16 protein-coding genes are annotated in these 19,954 nt (G+C 62.5%); 2 read left to right on the plus strand and 14 right to left on the minus strand.

Annotated features, from left to right (window positions below):
• Positions 1-89: 89 nt before the first annotated feature.
• Positions 90-1,358 (plus strand): phosphoribosylamine--glycine ligase, encoded by a 1,269-nt coding sequence (gene purD, locus G1C98_RS06540; protein WP_169080410.1) that lies wholly within the window; start codon positions 90-92, stop codon positions 1,356-1,358.
• A gap of 259 nt (positions 1,359-1,617) precedes the next feature.
• Here purD and uriT read toward each other — a convergent pair whose 3' ends face one another.
• From uriT to purE, 14 genes are all read right to left on the minus strand, one after another.
• A complete protein-coding gene (gene uriT / locus G1C98_RS06545; RefSeq protein ID WP_169080413.1) occupies positions 1,618-3,033 on the minus strand; it encodes a uridine transporter UriT in 1,416 nt (471 codons plus the stop codon).
• A 28-nt stretch (positions 3,034-3,061) separates the two neighbouring features.
• A complete protein-coding gene (uriH, locus tag G1C98_RS06550; protein ID WP_169080415.1) occupies positions 3,062-4,003 on the minus strand; it encodes a uridine-preferring nucleoside hydrolase UriH in 942 nt (313 codons plus the stop codon).
• Between the two features lie 25 nt (positions 4,004-4,028).
• Positions 4,029-5,189 carry an iron-containing alcohol dehydrogenase gene (locus G1C98_RS06555; RefSeq protein ID WP_205831920.1) on the minus strand — a complete coding sequence of 387 codons (1,161 nt, stop codon included), beginning with the start codon at positions 5,187-5,189 and terminating at the stop codon, positions 4,029-4,031.
• A 1-nt stretch (position 5,190) separates the two neighbouring features.
• The gene (locus G1C98_RS06560) at positions 5,191-5,886 is read right to left on the minus strand and encodes a phosphoribosylanthranilate isomerase (RefSeq protein WP_169080417.1); all 696 of its coding nucleotides are present in this window, start codon (positions 5,884-5,886) and stop codon (positions 5,191-5,193) included.
• 48 nt (positions 5,887-5,934) lie between these two features.
• Complete coding sequence (locus tag G1C98_RS06565) at positions 5,935-6,906, minus strand: carbohydrate kinase family protein (RefSeq protein WP_240944944.1); 972 nt, start codon at positions 6,904-6,906, stop codon at positions 5,935-5,937.
• A gap of 209 nt (positions 6,907-7,115) precedes the next feature.
• A complete protein-coding gene (locus tag G1C98_RS06570; RefSeq protein ID WP_169080419.1) occupies positions 7,116-8,216 on the minus strand; it encodes a PfkB family carbohydrate kinase in 1,101 nt (366 codons plus the stop codon).
• 125 nt (positions 8,217-8,341) lie between these two features.
• Positions 8,342-9,322 carry a ribokinase gene (locus tag G1C98_RS06575; protein ID WP_169080421.1) on the minus strand — a complete coding sequence of 327 codons (981 nt, stop codon included), beginning with the start codon at positions 9,320-9,322 and terminating at the stop codon, positions 8,342-8,344.
• 136 nt (positions 9,323-9,458) lie between these two features.
• Complete coding sequence (locus G1C98_RS06580) at positions 9,459-10,904, minus strand: MFS transporter (RefSeq protein WP_169080423.1); 1,446 nt, start codon at positions 10,902-10,904, stop codon at positions 9,459-9,461.
• A 48-nt stretch (positions 10,905-10,952) separates the two neighbouring features.
• Entirely contained in the window at positions 10,953-11,909 is a 957-nt protein-coding gene (locus G1C98_RS06585) for a nucleoside hydrolase (RefSeq protein WP_169080425.1), read from the minus strand.
• A gap of 199 nt (positions 11,910-12,108) precedes the next feature.
• A complete protein-coding gene (locus G1C98_RS06590) occupies positions 12,109-13,146 on the minus strand; it encodes a LacI family DNA-binding transcriptional regulator (protein WP_169080427.1) in 1,038 nt (345 codons plus the stop codon).
• Between the two features lie 281 nt (positions 13,147-13,427).
• Positions 13,428-15,464 carry an LTA synthase family protein gene (locus G1C98_RS06595; protein ID WP_169080429.1) on the minus strand — a complete coding sequence of 679 codons (2,037 nt, stop codon included), beginning with the start codon at positions 15,462-15,464 and terminating at the stop codon, positions 13,428-13,430.
• A gap of 183 nt (positions 15,465-15,647) precedes the next feature.
• On the minus strand, positions 15,648-16,055 hold the full coding sequence (locus tag G1C98_RS06600; protein ID WP_169080431.1) for a Fur family transcriptional regulator: 408 nt from the start codon (positions 16,053-16,055) through the stop codon (positions 15,648-15,650).
• An 8-nt stretch (positions 16,056-16,063) separates the two neighbouring features.
• On the minus strand, positions 16,064-17,251 hold the full coding sequence (gene purK, locus G1C98_RS06605) for a 5-(carboxyamino)imidazole ribonucleotide synthase (RefSeq protein WP_169080433.1): 1,188 nt from the start codon (positions 17,249-17,251) through the stop codon (positions 16,064-16,066).
• Positions 17,235-17,732, minus strand: a complete 498-nt coding sequence (gene purE, locus G1C98_RS06610) for a 5-(carboxyamino)imidazole ribonucleotide mutase (protein ID WP_169080435.1) — start codon at positions 17,730-17,732, stop codon at positions 17,235-17,237. Before purE ends, purK begins: the two co-directional genes overlap by 17 nt.
• A gap of 270 nt (positions 17,733-18,002) precedes the next feature.
• Here purE and G1C98_RS06615 point away from each other — a divergent pair, with 270 nt between their 5' ends.
• Positions 18,003-19,904, plus strand: a complete 1,902-nt coding sequence (locus G1C98_RS06615) for a 1-deoxy-D-xylulose-5-phosphate synthase (protein WP_169080436.1) — start codon at positions 18,003-18,005, stop codon at positions 19,902-19,904.
• The last annotated feature ends 50 nt before the right edge of the window (positions 19,905-19,954 follow it).

Consider the following 19,954-nt stretch of genomic DNA (forward strand, 5'->3'; position numbering starts at 1 on the left):
GCCATGCGGGCACGGCAACGCAGCATTCCAATCGCAAAAGCTCATTTCAATAATTTAAGATTTCACAGCAATTTCGAGGAGACAAGATTATGGGTCAGAAGGTTCTGGTTATCGGTTCCGGCGCGCGCGAGCACGCCATCGCCCACGCGCTCATGCGTGGCGGCAGCGTCGATGAGGTGACCGTTGCCCCCGGCAATCCGGGCATGGAGCTCGACGGCATCCGCACCACGCAGATCAGCCTGTCCAACCACGCCGCGCTCATCAACTTCGTGCAAAGCAACGATTACGACTGGGTGTTCGTCGGTCCGGAAGTGCCGCTGATCGAAGGCATCGTCGATGATTTCGAAGCGGCCGGCATCAAGGCGTTCGGCCCGAACAAGGCCGCGGCCCAGATCGAAGGTTCCAAGGACTTCGCCAAGCAGCTCATGGAACGTCACTCCATCCCGACCGCCAAGTACCGTACCTTCGAGGAGCTTGAGCCGGCCAAGGCATACGTGCAGGAGCATGGCGCCCCGATCGTGATCAAGGCCGATGGCCTTGCCGCGGGCAAGGGCGTCACCGTCGCCATGGACGTCAAGACCGCCATCGACGCGCTTGACGACATCTTCATCGACCATCGTTTCGGCGCGGCCGGCGCCAAGGTCGTCATCGAGGACTTCCTCGAAGGCCAGGAATTCTCGCTCATGAGCTTCGTGCGCGGCACTGAATTCTGGCCCATGCCCATCTCCCAGGATCACAAGCGCGCCTACGATGGCGACAAGGGCCCCAACACCGGCGGCATGGGTGCCTACAGCCCCGTCCCGCAGATTTCGCAGAGCGTTGTCGACGAGGCCATCGAAACCATCGTGCGCCCGACCGTCGAGGCCATGGCCGCCGAAGGCACCCCCTTCACCGGCATCCTCTACGCAGGTCTCATCGCCACCGCCGACGGCCCCAAGGTCATCGAGTTCAACGCCCGCTTCGGCGATCCCGAAACCGAAGTCGTACTCCCCCAGCTCACCAGCGACCTCGCCGCAGGTATCTGGGCCATTCTCAACGGCGGCACCCCCACGTTCACCTGGGATGAGCACAACACCACCCTCGGCGTCGTGCTCGCCTCCAACGGCTATCCTGTCGACGTGATCAAGGGCGCGCACATCCCCGAAATCCCCGTCGGCTCCGATTCCCACGTCTACTACGCCGGTGTCTCCAACTCCGACGAAGGCCTCGTCGCCTCCTCCGGACGCGTTCTGCTCGTCGAAACCTCCGCACCAGACATCAAGGCCGCGCAGGATAAGATCTACGCGATCATCGACAACCTCGATACGACGGGAATGTTCTACCGCCACGACATCGGCTCCAAAGCCTTGAATGCGTGACGATGGCGCGCTGACTGCGTTGCGGGAACCTCGATGTACCGTCGTACACCTTCAGTTCCCACGCCTCGCCACCGCGCGCATCTCACGCACGCAACCGCGGTAGCCGACATATGATGTCTCATTGACCGGCGCACCATCAGAATAATTGAAGACAGCAAACGAACAGGCCCCTGGGCTCAATGGAAAAGAGAGTTAAGAAACCATTGAAACCCAAGGGCCTGTTCGTTTCCTCCCGTCCGAAGCCAGACGGGAAGGATCGTTACCTCTGCTCCCCCTGCTTCGGGATGAGCAACGAGGCACCGAACGCCAGGGCCAGCAGCACGACCCCGCCGATCATTGCGCCGACATAGCCGTTGGTGGCGTCGCCGGAAGCGCCGAAGGCGTTCTGCATGGCGTACAGCACCGCGTAGCTCAGGCCGGCGCCCAGGTTGAACGCACCGGAGTTCAGACCAGGCAGATAGCCCGGGTTGTCTTCAGGCGAGAGCACGATGCCCAGGCCGTTCAGCATGATGTTGGCAGTGCCCGCGTAAGAGACGCCAAGCGCCACAGACATGACCACCAGAGCCCAGATGCTCGGCACATGGCACACGTAGATGCCGAAGAGCACGCCGATGACGGACACGATCAGACCGGTACGGAGCACCGCGCGATAGCCGAACTTGGAGGCGAGCACACCCGCAACCGGGCCGAACGCCAGACCGACCAGCGCATACGGGGTCAGCGTCGCGAGGGAGACCACCGAGGCGCTCATGCCGGCACCGACCTTGGTGTCCTGCGCCAGCGCCGGGACGATGCCGTTCATGATGGCGAACACACCGGTCATAGTCAGCAGGGTGGTCAGCAGCAGGCCCCAGGTGCGACGCTGCTTGAGATAGTGGGTGGTGACCATAGGCGCCTTCTGACGCTTCTCGATGTTCCAGAAGACCACGAACAGCACGGCGGCGACAACCAGCTCGACGGCGACCAGAGCCCAGTTCGCGGCGGCGAGCTTCTGGATCTCGTTGATGGCCAGGTAGGCGGCAAGGAAGGCCGCGGCGAGCGAAACCACGCCGGCCCAATCCATCTTCGGCGTCTCGGCTGCGGTGGATTCCTCGGCATAGACGAACACGAGCACGATGGCCAGAACGGCGACGCCGACCATGACCCAGAACACGGAACGGAAGCCGAAGGTGCCGGCGAGCCAACCGCCGAGGATGGCGTCGACACCGCCGATACCACCGTTGACGGAGGTCAGGATGGCCATGAGCTTGGCGTACTTCTTGTCTTCGGTGACCTTGGCGTGCAACATGATCAGCGTCATCGGCACGATCGGGCCGGCAACGCCCTGGATCACACGGCCGGCCATCAGCATCGGCACGTTGACCGCGAGCGCGGAGACCACACATCCGATGGCGGTCAGACCGAGGATGCCGAGCAGTACCTTCTTACGTCCGATCAGATCGCCGAGTCGCGGCAGGAACAGCGAGAACACGGCGCAGGATGTGAAGAACACGGTCTGGGTGAGGCCGATCTGGGCGTCCGTGGTGTTGAGTTCCACGCGCATGGTGGTCAATGCCGGTGACAGCATCGAGGCGTTCAGCTGGAAGGCGAAGATCGCGGCCATCAGGGCGGCCATCAGGGCGACGACGGACTTGCCTCCCGCGTCGAGCATCTTATCGCTCTTGGTTTCAGTCATGATTGTTCTCCTTGCTTCTTTCCCTCATTCAGCCGATGGCTCTAATGGCCTCGGTCACCAGATCCCAGAACTTGTCGAAATCGAGCTTCGTGGCGACCTGGGTGTGGCATTCCTCGGCGCTGGGCTCGGGACCGCGCAGGTCGGCGACGGTCATGCCGAGCGTCAGTTCGCCGTGGATCTCGATGTCGACCGGGCAACGACGGGTCTTGACCACGCTCGGGTCGATGAGGTAGGCCACGGTGCACGGGTCGTGCACCGGCGGGTCGATGAAGTCCTGGTTATCCTGGTAGGTCTTGCGGAAGAAGTCCATGAGCCCCGAGACGAACATGGCAAGGTCGGTGCCCACGCCTTCGATACGCTTCTGCACTGCGGGCGTGCACATCGCCTGGTGGGTCAGGTCGAGTCCGACCATGGTGATCGGCCAGGCCTCGTTGAATACGATGTGCGCCGCTTCCGGGTCGACCTTGATGTTGAATTCGGCCACGGCGCTCCAGTTGCCCACGTGGTAGCCGCCGCCCATCAGCACAACTTCCTTGACGCGTTCGACGATGCGCGGTTCCATGCGCACGGCCATGGCGATGTTGGTCAGCGGACCGGTCGGCACGAGGGTGATGGTGCCGGGCTCGTTGTTCATGATGGTGTCGATGATCCAGTTGACCGCATGTCCCTGTTCCAGTGGGCGGGTCGGTTCCGGCAACTCAACGCCGTCGAGGCCGGTCTCGCCGTGGATGGAGGCTGCGACCTCCTGCTTGCGCACGATGGGCCTGTCACAGCCGGCATGCACCGGGATGTCGGTGGCGTGCGCCTTTTCCAGCACGGCGCGCGCGTTGTAGGTGACCTTGTCAAGGCTCTGATTGCCGCCGACGGTGGTGACGCCGATCAGGTCGATGTTAGGATTGCCGACTGCCAGCAGGATGGCGACGGCATCGTCGTGACCAGGATCGCAGTCCAGAATGATCTTCTTTGCCATGAGATTCCTCCTATTGTGTTGCTTTTCAGCGTTTGCCGAATTCTCGCAGCAGCTGCTGCGCTGCCGCCAGATCGATGGTCCGTGGCGTATTGCCCGCAAAGCGTTCATCCACGACCGCCTGCGCGTTGCTGACCACGTCATCTTCACTGATGCCGTAGTCCTCAAACGGATGTAATCCAATCATACGGTCGCGGAAGTCCTTGAACGCGCGGCTGGCGATAATCGCCACCTGCTCGCAAGGGGCGTTCTGCGGGAAGACGGCTCCGAGAATCTGCCCGATTTCACGGACTTTCTTCTCACGTACGGGGGCTACGAATTCCATAACCGCCGGCAGCGCGTATCCGACCGCCTCGCCGTGCACGATGTGGTATTTCGCGCCCAGCACATGCGCTATCGAATGGCCCGCGATGGTGCCCGCGTTGTTTAGCATCCATCCGGCGAGGGTGGATGCGACCATCACGCGTTCGCGCGCCTCGCGGTCCTGTCCATCCGCCACCGCTCGCGGCAGGTAGTTATAGAGCAGGAACATCACTTTCTCGCAGATGGCGTCGGTGACCGGGCTGGCCAGATTCGACAGGTATCCTTCGGCCGCATGGCAGAAGGCGTCGAGTCCGCAGGCGATGGTCATCTTCGGCGGAAGCGTGAGCATCAGGTCCGCGTTAAGCACCGCGTATTCGCTGACCGCCGGGTCGGCGAGCACCGCGAGCTTGCGATTGGTCTGTTCATCGGTGATCACCAACGCGTTGGACATTTCGCTGCCGGTGCCGGCCGTGGTCGGTACCGCGATCATGCCGCCGCAATGTGCGATGGGCTTCGCCGGGTCCGTGTAGTCGATGATGGATCCGCCGTTGACGCGTACGATGTTGATGCCGCGTGCCACGTCCATGGAACTGCCGCCGCCGATGGCGATGATCGAATCGGCGTCATGCTCTGCGAACGCTGCCACACCGTCGGTCACGGTTCCGCTCAGTGGATCGGGCTTGACCTCATCGAATACCGCGACGGAGATGCCGACCGATTCCAGCATGGCGATCGCTCCGGTCACGAGTGCCATCGATCCCACGAAGGAATCGGTGACGACCAAAGGGCGGCGGTAGTGTTCCGTCTGACAGATTTCCGTAAGTGTCTGCCCCAGATTGTCGGTGCAGACAACCTTAACGGGCTGCAGGAGTTTGACGTTCAGCATGTCACAATCCGATCTTCGCGGCTGCCGCATCGGCGTTGATGCAGAACTGACGGACCTTGTCGATGTCCTTCTCCATACGGCCGCCATCATATTTGATGCTGGTCTTGGTCAGCGAATCGACGCCGTAAGGCTTGCACTGTTCGATGGCGTCGGCGACGTTATCCGGGCCGAGACCGCCGGCCATGATCACCGGCTTGCCGCATTCGGCGACGATGCGCGCGTCGATGCTCCAATCATGGGTCAGGCCGCTGGCACCGATGCCGGTGTCCGGCGCGAGACCGGAATCGGTGAGGATGAAGTCGCAGTACTTGGCGTATTTCTTGGCGCGGTCGACGGCTGATTCGTTGTCGACGAGCACGGCCTGCATGAGCTTGGTGTGCGGCGCGACTTCCTTCAGACGTGCGGCGAAGGCCTCGTCGGCGGCATATCCGTCTCCGGCGATGTGCAGGATGTCCGGCTGGACTTCCTTGGCCAGTTCGATCATCTCGTCCGGATCGTTGGTCAGCATGATGGCGACGGAGGTCACGCCGCGACGCTTGCATTCGTCGAAGATGCGGTGCACGCGTTCGATTGGCACGCGGTGCGCGGGCACACCGCCGTTCTGCATCGGGACCAGACCGATATTGTCGGCACCGGCTTCCATCGTCTTGACAGCCTCGTCGTATTCGATCAGGGAATAAATCTGCTTGACGACCATAAGTGGGTTCTCCTTTGTGCTGTTGGTTTGTTGGTTTGGTATTGGGGTTCAGCCGACGAGCGGCTCAGTCTCGCCGTTCATCTTCTCGTAGATGCGCTCGACGGTGATGTCCGGTACGGCCTTGGTGCATTCCAGTGCGATACTGGATGCGGCCTGGGCGATGCGCCCAACCTCCTTGATGTCCCGGTCGGGGTCGTCGAAGTAGCTCCAGGTGATGGCGGCCATGCCGGAATCGCCTGCGCCGTTGGCCGTGGCGATGTTGGTGCGGTACGGCGGCACGTGTTCGAAGCGGTATTGGCCGTTGTTGTGGCTGGCACACAGGATGCCGTTGGCGCCCAGGGAGATGAAGACGTTCTTCACACCCTTGTCGAGCAGCGTCTTGGCGGCAGCTCCGGCGGAGTACTGGTCGGCGATGCCGATGCCCGTCAGTACGGAGGCCTCAAGGTCGTTGGGCTTGAGCACCGTCATCTTGTCCAAGATGGGATCGAAGCGGTGTGCCTTGATGGTGGAGACGGTATCTCCGAACAGCGGGGCGGTCACATGCTCGCCGATCCAGGCCATGGTCTCTTCTTCGAGGTTGGCGTCGAGCAGGCAGATGGCGGCGTTGTTGATGAAATCGAGACGCTGCTCAAGGAATTCGGGATTGATCTCCTTGCAGATGTCCATGTCGTTGACCGCCACCAGCAGATCGCCGGTCTCGTCGGTGATGAACATGTATGTGGAGGAGCGACGCCCCTTCATCTGTTCGGCGTAATCGAGATGGATGTTGTTCTTGCGGCAGCATTCGGCGAGCGTTTTGCCGTTCTCATCGTCACCGTACACGGTGATGAGATAAGTAGGCATGCCCAGATGCGCCATATTCTGTGCGATGTTCTGACCAACGCCGCCTGCGGACAGGCTCACGACCCCAGGATTGGAGTCGCGGTTGACCACGGTGTCGTTCGGACGCCCGCAGATGTCCATGTTCATGCCGCCGATGACCACGACGTAGCGGTCGCTCGGCATTGTGGTAGAAGACATATCCGCCATGGATATTTTCCTCCTGTGTTCTGAGTGCATCAACTTCGATGCACTGCTGAAACGTTTTATCTTGAATTCAAGATACAACATATGTTTATAACCGTCAACTTATGTTTAGTGCGTGTTGCGTCGATGCCCTGCAAAATACAAGAAAAACGCCGTGTGCCATCAGGCACACGGCGCCATCAACTTCCTGTGGAATAGCCTTCTTACGCACCTAATCCTGCATGTTCAAGCAACACACGCGCATTAATCTCGGGGAACACCGAGGTCACCTGTCTCATGCTCAACGCCGCTGCTGCCGCCGCCAGATGCGCGCTCTGCGAATCGTCACGTCCCTCCATGCGAGCCCACAGCAATGCGCTCATCGCGCCGGATGCGGCACCGTTCTCATACCTCATCGCATGCGATGCGCTTTCCGGCAACGGCACCGTCACCGTCTCATCATCACCCCGATATATCAGACCAACGCCCTGCACGAACATCAGCGTATGCTTCACACCGGTTTTGGCAAGCGCTTCCATGCACACATGCGCCGTCTGCTCATCATGCACCGCGATTCCAGAGACCAGGCGTGATTCCGCCTCGCTCAGCACCAGCGTATCGACATGGTCAAGCACCGGCAGCAGCCGCGTCGCCTTGTTGACGGACACCACACGCGCGAAAATAGGCCTACTCACCTTGGAACACACCCATGCGATCGTCTGCGGCGGCAGGCTCGAATCAATCACCACCGCCTCGGCGTTGATGATTATCTGTTCACGTTGTTCCAGAAACTCTGGGGTAATGTTCTCGCTGATCTTCATATCGTCGAGGGCAACGATCTGCTTCCCATTCGCATCCACCACCGATAGGTATCGTGACGTGGACGAGTTCGAGAACTGCTTGCAGTACGTGATGTCAATGCCGTTGGCGAAGGAGTCGCTGCGCACGTTCTCACCCTCCTCATCGTCGCCGTAGACGGAAATGAGATAGTTGCGCACGCCGAGATGCCCCAGGTTGTAGCAAACGTTGCGGGCAATACCGCCTACCGCCGAGACGATGCTGCCCACGTTGGAGCTCTCCCCCACCACGTCGTTGTCGGCGATGCCGTACACGTCCATGTTGATCGCCCCGATAACGGCCACATACCGTGGCGGAGTAAGCACATAGCCCTTGCCCTGAATATACCCCTTCTTCATCAGGTTGGAGATGTGCGCGGCCACGCCGGAGCGGGTGATGCCGCACAGCTGCGCCAGGTCGTTCTGACTGATCATTGGATTCTGCTCGATCTTCTCCAGAATCTGCCGTTCGCGTTCGGTAAGTGCCATACCCTTCTCCCTTCCGTTTCCTTAGTGTATGGCATCTGGGATATAGCCGGGCCTTGCATATGGAAAAGCCCGCCGTCCACGGCTTCTTGCCACGGACGACGGGCTTACGCGAATCGGGGCCTAAATCAGGCGAACTTCGCCTTGATCTGTGCCGCGGTGCCGTACGACGCCTGCGCGCCGTAACCGGTGGCGGCGTAGGCGGACACGTACGAGGCGAGCCTTGCGGCGTCCTGCAGGCTGAAGCCGGAGGCCAGGCCCGCAAGCACGGTTCCCATGAAGGAGTCGCCGCAGCCGGTGGTGTCGACGGCATCGATCTTCACCGGCGCGATGCGCACGACGCGCTGCCCCGGCTGTGCCGCGGTGTCGAGCACCACGGAACCGTCGCCGCCCAGGGTGACGATCGCCTCCTTGAAGCCGTATTCGGCCATGCGGTCAGCCGCGTTCTCCCAGTCGAACCCGTCCCAATCGTCGTTGTCGGGCTCGTCGATGCCCAGCAGCTGCGCCATCTCATGCTCGTTGACGAGCAGCACGTCGGAGGCCTCGATGAGTTCGGCCGGGATCGTGGGGGTGAACGGGGAATCGTTCAGCAGCACCTTCACCCCGGCTTCGTGGCACATGCGCGCAGCCGCGGTGACGGTTTCGATGGGACTTTCCAAGCACAGTCCCAGCACGCTGGACGAGACGAGCTCGTCCTTCATGGACTGCACGTAGTCGACGGTGACCTGTGCGTTGGAGCCGGGCGAGTACACGATGATGTTCTCGCCGTCGGCGTCCACCACGATGACGGTGGTTCCGCTCGGTCCCAGCACGCGGCGAACGTTCGACACGTCGACGCCGGCGTTTTCGAGCTGTTCCAGCAGGAAGTCGGCGTTGGAGTCAGAACCGACCGCACCGAACATACGCACGGTGGCGCCTATCTTGGCCGCCGCGGCCGCCTGATTGCCTGATTTTCCGCCGGGCAGCAGCTGCAGCGGCCCGCCGGTGATGGTCTCCCCCGGCCCGGGCAGGCGCTGCGCGGTGACGGTGTAGTCGGCGTTCATGGATCCGATCACGGACACGGTGCCGTGGATGCGGTCCAACGCGGAGAGGATTTCGGTTGCGCTCATGATTGCCTTCCTTCGATGACTGTGTCTGTAGGTTGTCGCGTATTACAGGGTTCGGGAGAGATGCGAGCCCCGGGCCGGGCCATGGCTCCGGTACCGGCCCGGGAATTCGCCAGTGAGTCCGTATGGGCTTATGGGCTTACTCGGCCTTCGCCTTGTCGTTCTCCAACGCGTGGTTGCCTTCGTAGATCTTCTTCTTGAAGACGAAGAACACGATCAGGCCGAGCAGCGCGGTGCCGGCCGCGATCAGCATCAGGTTGGAGTAGTTGGCCGCCACGCCGGTGGCGCCGGTGACGGAGTGGCCGGCGAGCGCGTTGGAGCCGAGCAGGCTGCCGATGATGGCGATGCCGATGGACGGCGAGACGTTCATGGCCAGATCGTTCATGCCCACGCCTCGGCCGGATTCGTCCTTCTCGATGGTGCCCAGCACGGTGGAGACGATCGGCGAGTACATCATGCCGCAGCCGGCGTAGAACACGCAGGCCCACACGGTCAGGACCACGAATCCGCTGTTCACGCTGAACGCGGCGCCGGTCCAGCCGATGAACATGAGGGTTCCGGCGGTCACCAGGCCGGCCTTGATGCCGATCTTGCCGACGATCATGCCGGAGCAGGTGCCCACGATGGCGGCGACCACGAAGGCCCACACGATGTGCAGGGAGACCTGGGTGGTGGTCATGTGGTAGATGTTCGTGCCGATGGCGTTGAAGATCGGGCTCAGCGCGTAGTTCACGAAGTAGAACACGAGGATGAGGCTGATGGCGCGCAGCCAGCGGGTGTTCCTGAAGAACGCGGGGGTGATGAACGGGTTGGAGGCCTTGTTGATGTAGAAGCCGAACGCCACGTACAGGATCACGGACACCGCAAGCATCCACCATGCCATGTAGGAGAAGAACAGGGTGAGGAACGCGGTGGCGAAGCCGAAGATCACGAAGCCGAAGCCATCGACCTTCTGACCGTTGCCGCTCTTGGACGGCAGGGTCTTGAGCAGGATCGGCAAGAACAGGATGGTGACGGACGGGATCAGGAACAGGTACTGCCAGGCGATGGAGCTGAGCATGCCGGCGGCGAAGACGCCGATGGATGCGGACAGCTGGTAGGCGGCGGTGAACAGGCCGAAGAAGATCACCTTAAGATCGTTGCGCAGGTATTTGGTCGCCACCACGAGGAAGGCGGAGCCGGCCACCTGCTCGCCTGCGGTCTGCAGCACGCGCGCGATGATGACGGTCCACAGGTTCGCGGTGAAGAAGAAGTTGGCGACGAAGCCGAACAGGGAACCGACGAACAGGGTCACCAGGCCGACAGTGACGAGTTTGCGCAGCGATACGAAGTCGCCCAGCGAGCCGTAGATGAAGCACACGATGCCGAGCACGATGCTCGGGAACGCGGTGATGAGGGACGCCTGGTTCGGGGAGCCGACGTCGGCGCCGACCTGCTGGAACACCAGATTGAATCCTTGCAGGCACAGGGTGCCGAGTACGAAGGTGATGAGCAGCGGGATCAGCGCGCGCACGGCCATCTTGTTGCTGGTGACCGGATCATCGAACGGATCCTTTGCCGCGACTGCCGTAGTCTCAGTGGTCATGATTGTTCTCTCTTTTCGTTGATGATTGCCGTTATCTACCGCGGTGCGTCACTTGGCGTTCTTCGCCAGGTTGGTGATGCGGGTCATGAATTCGTCGAGGAACCTCGGCACGTCGACGCCGACGGCGACCTTCATGGTCTTGACGGGGTCGTTGAGCCTGTCCACGTCGCCGATGGTGCGGCCGCGGGTGGGTCCTTCCAGGTCGACCTTCATGTTGATCGGCAGGGTGGTGACGAGCGTCGGGTCGACGGCCACACCCACGGCGAGCGGGTCGTGCAGGCCGCATCCGCCCAGGTTCGGGGAAGTGGTCTCGTAGGCCTTGATGTAGAAGTCGGTCATGTCGGCGAGGAATGTGCCGGCCTTGGTGCCCAAGTCGCGCCAGCGCTTGGTCTCCTTGTAGGTGAGCAGCGTCTGGAGCGTCACGTCGAGGCCGATCATGGTGGTCGGGGCTCCGGAGCGGAACAGGTAGTCGGCCGCCTCCGGGTCCTGGGAGATGTTGGCCTCCATGCAGGCGTTGCAGTTGCCGGGCACGGTGAGCGCGCCGCCCATGAGCACGATGCCGCCGATCTCGTCCTTGATTTCCGGCGCTTTCTTCAGGGCGGCCTGGATGTTGGTCATCGGGCCGGTCGGCACGTAGATGAGGTCCTTGCCGTAGGTCTTCACCGCGTCGATGATGAAGTCGACCGCGGGTTCGCTTTCCACGGATCGGTTGGAGTCGGGGATGTCCACGTCGCCGATGCCGTTCTCGCCGTGGATGAAGGCCGATACCGGCAGAACGGAGAAGGAGTCGGTGGTGCTGGAGTGCGGCAGGCCTTGGTAGACCTTGACTTCCGGGTGTCCGAGCAGGTCGGTGACGGCGAGCGCGTTGCGCACGCCCTGTTCCACGAGCACGTTGCCGTAGGTCCCGGTGATGCCGATGAGTTCGACTTCGGGGCTGCCAAGCGCGTATGAGATCGCCAGGGCGTCGTCAACACCGGTGTCGAGATCAAGGATGAGTTTCTTCATGCGTTCCGCCTTTCAACATTGATGGCTTCAAGTCACTTACGCTTTCGGAAAAACGCCGTGACATACCAAGTATGATAAAACGTTTTATCAATGTTTCAAAATATGCCGCGTGTCGCTTCGTGAAATCAAAGAAGAAACAACGGCGGCATCGGCGAATCCGCCAGCCCCCATCGGCGCTCTACCGCCCTGTCATACGCCCCTACAGCCCGCGTACGGTCGCCCGAGAGACCAGATGAGGGCGGATCCTGCTCATCCGCGCCGCCGCCTTCGGGTGCGCGAACCGTTCCTTCAGCACGGACCAGCATTCCGCAGCCAGCGCGTCCACGTTCTGCGAGACGGTGGTCAGGTCGTTGAGCAGGCCGAAGCGGGGCAGCACGTCGTCATATCCCACGATCGAGATGTCCTCGGGCACGCGAAGCCCACGTTCCTCCACGCGCCTGCGCAATCCCATGGCCATAAGATCGTTCGCGCAGAACACGGCCCGCACCCCGGCGTCCAGCAGACGGTCGGCGGCATCGTATCCGCTTGAATACCGGTAATCCCCCATCACGATACAGTCGTCGTCAAGCGGCACACCGGCCTTCGCCAATGCGTCGGCGAACCCCTGGAGGCGCTGGTCGGACATGCCATCCGGTCTCTTCACGCACACGCAACCTATGCGCCCGCGCTCCTCCGGCGCCACGCCTTTCAGCGAGGCGAGCAGCGCTTCGGCGGCCAGCCTGCCGCCTTCCTCGTTGTCCACGCCCACACCGTCGCAATAGCCGGAATCGACCAGACGATCCACGAACACCACCGGGCACGGGCATTCCTCCACGTCGCGGCGCAATGCGCCCTCCTGCGCGCAGGATTCCAGGGCCGGCACCAGAAACAGGCCGTCGATGCCACGGGTCGCCACGCCGGAGATCAGCGAATGCTCACGATCGCGCGAATCGTCGCTGTTGGCCACGATCACCGAATACCCGTCGCGTATGGCCACATCCTCCAAGGCCTTGAACAGCGATGAGAAGAACATGTTCTCGATGTCCGGGACCACCAGCCCCACCATGTTCGAACGTTTGGTAACTAAGGCCCTGGCCGTCTGATTAGGCTGATAGTGCATGGATGCGGCGACCTTCACTATCTGCTCGCGCCGCTCGTCGGAAATACGCACCGGCCTGCCGTTGAGCACCAACGAGACCGTCGCCGGCGATACGCCGACGGCCGCCGCGACGTCCTTCAGCGTGATCCGTGCCCCCATGGGCTCTCCCCTCTTTCCAATCGTCATTCCGCGCGCCAAGATGCCCGTGACCCTCGTCGCCCACGAGCGTGTTGACACAATGCTTCGTTCCGTCACCAGCATACCGCTGATAAAACGATTGACTTGTCGGCGTGCCTTACATTTGTATCGTCTCGTCCCACTCTCCGCAAAGGCACACGGCATACGACAAGGGGCGACCGGAAGTCCGTGCTCCCAATCGCCCCTTGTCATCACGGCAGGCGCGGCATCGCCGTCGGCACAGCCGAATGCCGCAGAACCCGTCAGTTCTTCGGTAGGTCCATGAACCCGAGATCCTTCAGATAGTTATGGCCCGTGGTGATGTCGTACTGGATCAGCTTGTAGTCCTCGACCAGCTGCTTGGTCTCCTTGTCGAAGTCGCTTGCGGCCATCGGCTTGCCCGAGGCATCCAGATACAGGCTCTGACCTTCGGGGATGCGCTGCCAGCCTTGGATCTGGTTGACCACCGGCGGCTCCATGGCGGAGATCTTCTGATGCATCCGCGTCAGGAAGGCGATGAACGGCGAGACCTTAGCGTCCATATGCTCGGCGGCCTGGGCCATGAAGAAGTTCGGCGAGGTGTACTTGCTATTCGCGATCTTCGTGCCCTGGGACGCGGAGGCCTTGTTCGACCAGATGAAGTAGTCGGTCAAGTGCAGGGCGAGCGAGTTGTTCGAATCCTCGCTGGCGGTCGAATAGATGCCGGGCAGGTGGTCGCCGTAGAAGACTACGGTGATGGGCTTGTCGATCTTGTCCAGCTGCTTGAGGAACTTCAGGGTCTCCTCGTCGGTGATGGACGCGCCCTTCTGGTAGGTCTGGATCGATTCCTGCTCGTTCTTGCCCAACGCGGTGCCGGTGGTGGACTGGGCGGTGAACTCGTTGTTCGGATACCAGTCGTGGTACGGCATGTGGTTCTGCATGGTGATGAGCTGGATGAACTGGCTGGACTTGGTCTTGCGCAGCTGTTCCAGGGTGCTCGTGTAGGCGGCCTTGTCGGAGACGTACGGGCTGGTGCCCAGCTTGTCCTGGTGGGAGATGATGTCCGGCCCGGTCAGCGTGTAGAAGTGGGCGAACCCGAACTTCTTGTAGTTGGTGGCGCGCGAGTACATCGAGGACTCGTACGGGTGCACGCCGATCGAGTTCTTCGGCGCTCCCCACAGCTGGTTGATCGTCGGCGTCCAATGCTGGTTGGGCACCAGCTGCTGGTAGGGGCTCGACAGCGAGGAGTCGAAGTTGGCCATGCTCATGCCCGTCAGACCCATGTATTCGAGGTTGGCGGTGCCGCCGCCGTAGCCGGACGACAGCATGTAGCCGGAAGTGGTGTTCTCCTTGATCTTGCGGATGTTCGGCATGGAGTCCTTGTTCACCTTCAGACCGGGCACACGGCTCGGGTCGGAGAAGGATTCGGACAGCACGTACACCACGCTCGAATCGTTCAGGTTGGCGTCGCGCTTGGCGTTGATGCTCGCCGCGGCCTTCTCGTAGCGCTTGGCGACCTGCTTCATCGTCGCCTCCGAGTAGTCGCTTGGCTTGTCCATCACCTTGGGGTTGAGCTGGCGAAGGAAGGAGACGACCGGGCCATTGCGCTGCGCGTCGTATACGGAATCCCACATGGAGGACTGGTCGCCCATGGCGAGGTTCAGGTTGTTCGCCCACGATCCCACGGTGCCGGCCTGCATGGCGTACATGCCGAAGAAGCCGGCCGGGACGATGACCAGCAGCAGTCGCGCCGCGGCGTTCGCCAGGCGTGTGCGGCTGTCGGCGGCGCGGAACATGCGCCCGTGGCGTGCGTCGATGCGGTTCAGGTAGATGCACAGGCCGAGCAGCACCAGGAATCCCGCCGCGGCGCCGAGGATGATCCATTGCGCGCCGGCGGGCATGAAGCTCATGAGATTGCCCGCATCCGCCTTGAGGAAGTTCAGGTCGGAGGGAATCACCGCCTCATAGCGGATGGTGATCTTGAAATGCTCGATGACCGCGATGATGATCGCGAGCGCCAGGTATATCGGCGTCGCGACCCAGAAGCGGTTGGAGATCATCAGCACGAGCAGGTAGACGATGCCGCAGATCAGCAGGTTCAGCACGGCGACGAAGTTGCCGTCGGTCCACATCTTCGATACGAATCCCCAGCCAATGGTAGGGCTGGAGAGCTTGACCCTCGAAGTGGCGGTGACGCCCAGTTCGAGCACGCCCACGCCTATGGCGTCGAACAGGACGAACAGCACCCCGTACAGCCAGCCGGGGAACGGCCTGCGTGTTGTTCCTTGCGCTTTGTCTACTTCGTGTTCCTGGTTATCCATACGCTCCATACGCTTCTTTTCGTTCGATTCGGACTTTCGGTTACCCGGCGCATCATCTCGTCTTTGCCGCGGGCTGTGGCGGCCGCGACTCTCTCTACTTCTTCTGCTCTTGTCTCTTTTGCGCTCTCTCAGCGTAGTGCATGGGCGGGGCGAGGGGCTCCGCCCATGCGATTCGGCCACAGTTCATTCACTGTGGGCGTGGTTCTTCTGGCAGTCCGAGCACAGGCCGAACACCTCTATGGTGTGGCTTTTGATGGCGAACCCGTGCTTCTCCGCTATGCCGCGCAGCCAGCTCTCCCCCGGCGATTCGATCTCCACCGTGCGGCCGCAATCGGTGCACACCATGTGGTGATGGTGCGCGTCGTCTCCGCACAGGCGGAACAGCTGCTGTCCGTCCAGGCGGATTGTGTCCACCGCCCCGGATTCGGCCAGGGAGTTCAGCTGGCGGTAGACCGTGGCCAGGCCGATGCGCATGCCGGAGTCCTGCAGGCTGCGGTGCAGGTCCTGCGCGGAGATGAATTCGTCGCAGCTTGCCAGTTGGGCGCGGATCGCGTCCTTCTGTTTGGTCTGCCGTTCGATGTGTTCCACCATCGCGGGCATCACGCCTTGGCGTCGCGCGGGCGCAGGTCGTCCCAGCAGCCGGTGGATTCAAGCGCCTCGACGGTGGCGGCCGTGTCGTCGGTCAGCACCGTGATATGTCCCATCTTGCGGTCGTGTCGCACTTCGGCCTTGCCGTAGTCGTGCACGTTCCATTCCGGGTGTTCGGCGATCAGGGCCCTGGTGGGTTCCACGTGCTGGCCGAGCACGTTGACCATGACCGCGGGGCTCAGCAGCTTCGGCTGTTCCAGCGGCCAGCCGGCGATACCGCGGATATGCGCGTCGAACTGGTCGAAGGAGCAGGCCTCGATGGTGTAGTGGCCGGAATTGTGCGGGCGCGGTGCCAGCTCGTTGACGATCACGTCGTCATCCTTGGTGATGAACAGTTCGATGGCGAGCGTGCCTGCCAGCTCGAAGCCCTTGGCCAGGCGCAGGGCGAGTTCGTGCGCCTTGCGGGCCACGCTCTCGCTCACCTCGGCGGGGGCGATGGTCATGTGGAGGATGTTGTTGCGATGCTCGTTGCGCACGATGGGGAACGTGACGAATTCCTTGCCGTTGCCGGACACGAGGATGCTCGCCTCGAAGGCGAAGTCCACGAATCCCTCAAGGATGCTCGGAGGGAAGCCGCCGCCACGATCGCCGCGCGCGCGGACCTGTTCGAGGTCGGCGTCGGACCTGAGCACGGTCTGCCCGTGGCCGTCGTACCCGCCGGACCTGGTCTTGAGCACTGCCGGGTAGTGGATCTCGTCCAATGCGGCGTCGAGCTCGTCGAAGTTGTTGACGGCGCGCCATGGTGCGGTCGCGGTGCCGTGGTCGTTGATGAACTGCTTCTCGTTCACGCGGTCCTGCGTGACGCGCAGCAGGTCGGTGCCCTGCGGGGCTGCCGCTATGCCGCGCACCTCGTCGATGGCGTCGGCGTCCACGTTCTCGAACTCGTAGGTGAGCACGTCGGATTTGACGGCGAGGTCATGGATGGCGGTCTTGTCGTCGTATTCCGCGGTGATCTGGAAATCGGCCACCTGCGCGGTCGGGCAGTCGGGGGTCGGGTCGAGCACGCCGACGCGGAAGCCCATGTAGCGGGCGGAAAGCGCCATCATGCGGCCGAGCTGGCCGCCGCCGATGATGCCGATGGTCGAGCCGGGCATCAGGCGTTCGACGCGGCCGTTGGTTTCTTCAGACAAGCTGGGCATTGGATTCGGCCACCTTTTCCTTCAGCGATTCACGGTAGTCCTGCAGCGCCTTGGCCAGGCGCTCGTCGGTAGTGGACAGGATGGAAACGGCGAGCAGGCCGGCGTTCGTGGCGCCGGAGTTGCCCACGGCGGTGGTGGCGACGGGGATGCCGCCCGGCATCTGCACGATGGAAAGCAGCGAATCCCAGCCGGACAGGGCGTGGGAGCGCACCGGCACGCCGATGACGGGGAGGGTGGTCTGTGCGGCGATCATGCCCGGAAGGTGGGCCGCGCCGCCGGCGCCGGCGATGATGACCTTGAAGCCGTTGCCGCGTGCGCTGTGGGCGAACTCGCCCATCAGTTCCGGCGTGCGGTGGGCGGAGATGACCTGCTTGTGGTACGGGACATCGAACTGGTCGAGAATCTCGCAGGCGTGCTTCATCGTCTCCCAATCGCTGGAAGAGCCCATGACCACGGCAACTTCGGGCGTGCTTTCGCTCATTATCATTTACCTCCGTTTATTGAGAATACGCATTCACTCTACCCTCGCCGTCTGTCATTGTGAACTCCTCGTTCGTACTTTCCGACGCGGCACTTTCCGAACCGCGCTCCTCGCCCGTTCCGGAGCCGTTCGCGCACCGTTTGCGCACTGCTCGCATGCCGTTCGCACGTCGCTTCGACACGGGTATGTGGGGGAAGTTGGGAGCATTTACGGAATACACGGACAGTGCGAGCCGCACGGCTGTATGATGTCCCCTTTGGAGCGAGGAACATGCCGAAACGCATCAAGAGAAGGAGAGGACAGATGCACGAGGGGCTGCTGAGAACCATCACGGGACCGGCCGATGTGAAGGCGCTCGATCCCGGCCTGCTCGCCGACCTGTGCGCCGAGATCCGCACCGTCCTGCTTGAGTACGGCCATCGTCATGGCGGTCATATCGGTTCCAATCTCGGCTTGGTGGAGGCCACCGTCGCCCTGCACCGCGTCTTCGATTCCCCGCATGACCGCATCGTCTTCGATGTGTCGCATCAAAGCTATGTGCACAAGATGCTCACCGGGCGCACCGGTGCCTATCTCGATCCCGCCCGTGCCGGGGAGACCACTGGATTCACCAATCCCGAGGAAAGCGAGCACGACCAGTTCGTGCTCGGCCACACCGGCACCTCCATCTCGCTGGCGTGCGGCCTGGCCAAGGCCCGCGATGCGGCCGGCGAGAGCGGCAACGTCATTGCGGTGATCGGCGACGGCTCGCTCAGTTCCGGCGTGGCGTTCGAGGGACTGAACAACGCCGCCGAGCAGGGCGGCAACCTCATCATCGTGTTCAACGACAACGAGATGTCGATCGCTGAGGACTTCGGCGGCATGTACGGCCCGCTGGCCCGTCTGCGCGCATCGGGCGGCACCGCGCAGCCCAATATCTTCAACGCGTTCGGCCTTGACTACCGGTATGTGGAGCAGGGCAATGACGTGAACGCGCTCGTCGCCGCCTTGCGCGAGGTGAAGGACATCGACCACCCGGTCGTGGTGCATATCCATACGTTGAAAGGGCTGGGCCTGCCGGCCAACGACGACCGCCATGAGGTCGATCATTGCGACCTGTCCGGCAGCGAGCCGCATGCCGGCCGCTGCGAGGCGTCGCACTGGCAGACGCCGGACGCCGCGCTGGGCAAGCCGGACGATCCGCGCAAGCATTACGGCAAGCTCGCCATGGCGGCGCTGGAACGCCGGTTCGCCGCCGAACCGGGTCTGACCGTCATCTCCCCCGCCACTCCGGGCTCCAACGGCATCACCCGCGCCTTCCGCGAGCGTGCAGGCGCGCATTATGTGGACACCGGCATCACCGAGTCGCATGCGGTGGCGTTCGCCGCCGGCATCGCCCGCGCAGGCGGCACCCCGGTCGTGGCGACCACGGCATCGTTCTTCCAGCGCGCCTACGACCAGTTCTTCCAGGAGATGGCGCTGAACCGCCAGCCGGTGACGCTGCTGTCGTTCCTCAGCGGCCTGTCCGGTTCGGACAACACGCATTCGGGCGCTTACGACATCACCATGTTCGGCAATATCCCCGGGCTGATCTGCCTGGCCCCCACGAACGGCCATGATCTTCTCGGCATGCTCGACTGGGCCACCAGTCCGAGCCGCCGCGATTCCGCGCATCCGGGCCCGGTCATGATTCGCATTCCCGGCGAGACGGTGCTTGCCGCGGATGCGGACGCCGCATACCGTGCGCTGAGCGAAAGCCCCACGGCGCAAGGCACGGATTGGCTGCGCTGGCATACGGTGAAGTCGGGCCGCAGGGTGGCGATCCTGGGCCTGGGCAATACGCTGCCGCTGGCATTGCAGGTCGCCGACTCGCTGCCGTTCGACGCCACCGTGGTCGATCCGAGGCAGTTCGGTTCGCTGGACGAGGACGCGCTGCATGCACTGATCGATCAGGATCATCGTCTTATCGTCACGCTTGAGGACGGCCAGCTCGAAGGCGGTTGGGGTGAGAAGGTGGCGGCCTATTGCGGCAATCTGCCCATGCCCGCCGACGCACTCCCCCATGTGCTGACCTTCGGTGCCGCCAAGGAGTTCACCGATCGTGTGCCGCTGGCCGAGCTGAACCGTCGCTACGGCCTTACCGTCGAATCGGTGAGCCGCGCGATCAGCCGGCATCTCGGCATCGCCGATTGACCGCCGCACCAGTCGCGACTCTGCCGGTCATCGGGCACGGTTCCTCCCCA

Source organism: Bifidobacterium erythrocebi, assembly GCF_012932675.1.
Classification (GTDB): Bacteria; Actinomycetota; Actinomycetes; order Actinomycetales; family Bifidobacteriaceae; genus Bifidobacterium; species Bifidobacterium erythrocebi.